Annotated in this window: 2 rRNA genes (1 of these 2 cut by a window edge); both read left to right on the top strand. The window is 48.2% G+C overall.

The window, feature by feature from the left end:
* Positions 1 to 2,185 (top strand): 23S ribosomal RNA (locus ACXGSQ_RS00010); it begins 640 nt to the left of the window's first position.
* Positions 2,186 to 2,324: 139 nt separating this feature from the next.
* A 5S ribosomal RNA gene (gene rrf, locus ACXGSQ_RS00005) occupies positions 2,325 to 2,434 on the top strand.
* The last annotated feature ends 66 nt before the right edge of the window (positions 2,435 to 2,500 follow it).

Below are 2,500 nucleotides of genomic sequence, written 5' to 3'. Positions count from 1 at the left end.
TCCGGATCCGTAGCGAAAGCGAGTCTGAATAGGGCGCTTTAGTTAGTAGTGGTAGACGCGAAACCGTGTGATCTACCCATGGGCAGGGTGAAGCTGTGGTAACACACAGTGGAGGCCCGAACCGGTTGACGTTGAAAAGTCTTCGGATGACCTGTGGGTAGGGGTGAAAGGCCAATCAAACTCGGAAATAGCTCGTACTCCCCGAAATGCATTTAGGTGCAGCGTTGATTTATAGTTTTATAGAGGTAGAGCTACTGATTGGATGCGGGGGCTTCACCGCCTACCAATTCCTGACAAACTCCGAATGCTATAAAATGTTAATCAGCAGTGAGGGCATGGGTGCTAAGGTCCATGTCCGAGAGGGAAAGAACCCAGACCATCAGCTAAGGTCCCCAAATATATGTTAAGTTGAATAAACGAGGTTGAACTGCTTAGACAGCTAGGATGTTGGCTTGGAAGCAGCCATTCATTTAAAGAGTGCGTAACAGCTCACTAGTCGAGCGGTTCGGCATGGATAATAATCGGGCATAAACATATTACCGAAGCTATGGACTTGTAAAAGTGGTAGGGGAGCATTGTAGTGTCGTCGAAGGTGTGCTGTGAGGCATGCTGGAGAAGCTACAAAAGAAAATGTAGGCATAAGTAACGATAATGCGGGCGAGAAACCCGCACACCGAAAGACTAAGGTTTCCTCAGCTATGCTAATCAGCTGAGGGTTAGTCGGGACCTAACGCGAACCCGAAAGGGGTAGTGGATGGACAACAGGTTAATATTCCTGTACCTGCTCACGTTAAAAGTGACGGAGGCGAAAAGTTAGTGCGTACTGACGGAATAGTACGTTGAAGCGAGTGGTAACACCGCGATAGTACACTGAGACTACGGTCAAGGTGATAATCTAGCAAATCGACTTCCAAGAAAAGCGAGTGAAGCAGCCCGTACCCTAAACCGACACAGGTAGTTGGGATGAGAATTCTAAGGTGCTCGAGAGATTCATGGCTAAGGAACTAGGCAAAATGGACGCGTAACTTCGGGAGAAGCGTCGCCCCCCTCTGGGGGGGCCGCAGTGAAAGAGTCCAGGCGACTGTTTATCAAAAACACAGGGCTCTGCTAAATCGAAAGATGATGTATAGGGCCTGACACCTGCCCGGTGCTGGAAGGTTAAGTGGAGGGTTTAGAAGTTTACTTCGAAGATCTCAAATGAAGCCCCAGTAAACGGCGGCCGTAACTATAACGGTCCTAAGGTAGCGAAATTCCTTGTCGGGTAAGTTCCGACCTGCACGAATGGTGTAACGATCTGGACACTGTCTCAGCCATGAGCTCGGTGAAATTGTAGTATCGGTGAAGATGCCGATTACCCGCAGTGGGACGAAAAGACCCCGTGAACCTTTACTATAGCTTAGTATTGGCTTTGGATAAGTAATGTGTAGGATAGGTGGGAGACTTTGAAGTGGCGTCGCTAGGCGTTGTGGAGTCATTGTTGAAATACCACCCTTTGCTTATCTAGAGTCTAACCTCTAACCAGGGACAGTGCTTGGTGGGTAGTTTGACTGGGGTGGTCGCCTCCAAAAGAGTAACGGAGGCTTCTAAAGGTTCCCTCAGCACGCTTGGTAACCGTGCGTAGAGTGCAATGGCATAAGGGAGCTTGACTGAGAGACATACAGGTCGATCAGGTACGAAAGTAGAGCATAGTGATCCGGTGGTTCCGTATGGAAGGGCCATCGCTCAAAGGATAAAAGGTACTCCGGGGATAACAGGCTGATCTCCCCCAAGAGCTCATATCGACGGGGGGGTTTGGCACCTCGATGTCGGCTCGTCACATCCTGGGGCTGGAGAAGGTCCCAAGGGTTGGGCTGTTCGCCCATTAAAGTGGCACGCGAGCTGGGTTCAGAACGTCGTGAGACAGTTCGGTCTCTATCTACTGTGGGCGTTAGAAATTTGAGTGGATCTGACTCTAGTACGAGAGGACCGAGTTGGACGAACCTCTGGTGTACCTGTTGTTCCGCCAGGAGCATTGCAGGGTAGCTACGTTCGGAAGGGATAAGCGCTGAAAGCATATAAGCGCGAAACCCACCACAAGATGAGATTTCTTTTAAGGGTCGTGGAAGATGACCACGTTGATAGGCTATAGGTGTAAAGGCAGTAATGTCATAGCCAAGTAGTACTAATAACCCATAGGCTTATTGTCACTTCGACTTCGCTTGAAGGCCAGCAATGGTTAACGAGCGAGTCTGTTTTTTTATTAAAGTATACGTTACGATACATATCATGTGATTTTTTCAATATGTCAACAATATTAGTGTTGATTATTTATAACAACCAAAATTTAAGGTGGTTATAGCGACGGGGCTCACCTCTTACCATTCCGAACAGAGTAGTTAAGCCCGTTTGCGCCGATGGTACTGCTTTACTGTGGAAGAGTAGGTCGCCGCCTTTTTTTACCGAGATCAATCGGTATTTCTAAAACCCTTACTAGTTATCTAGTAAGGGTTTTTTGCGTTTT

It is taken from the genome of Winogradskyella sp. PC D3.3 (assembly GCF_054366245.1).
Note: the sequence above shows the minus strand (reverse complement) of the source record. Positions and strands in the feature narration are given on the sequence as shown.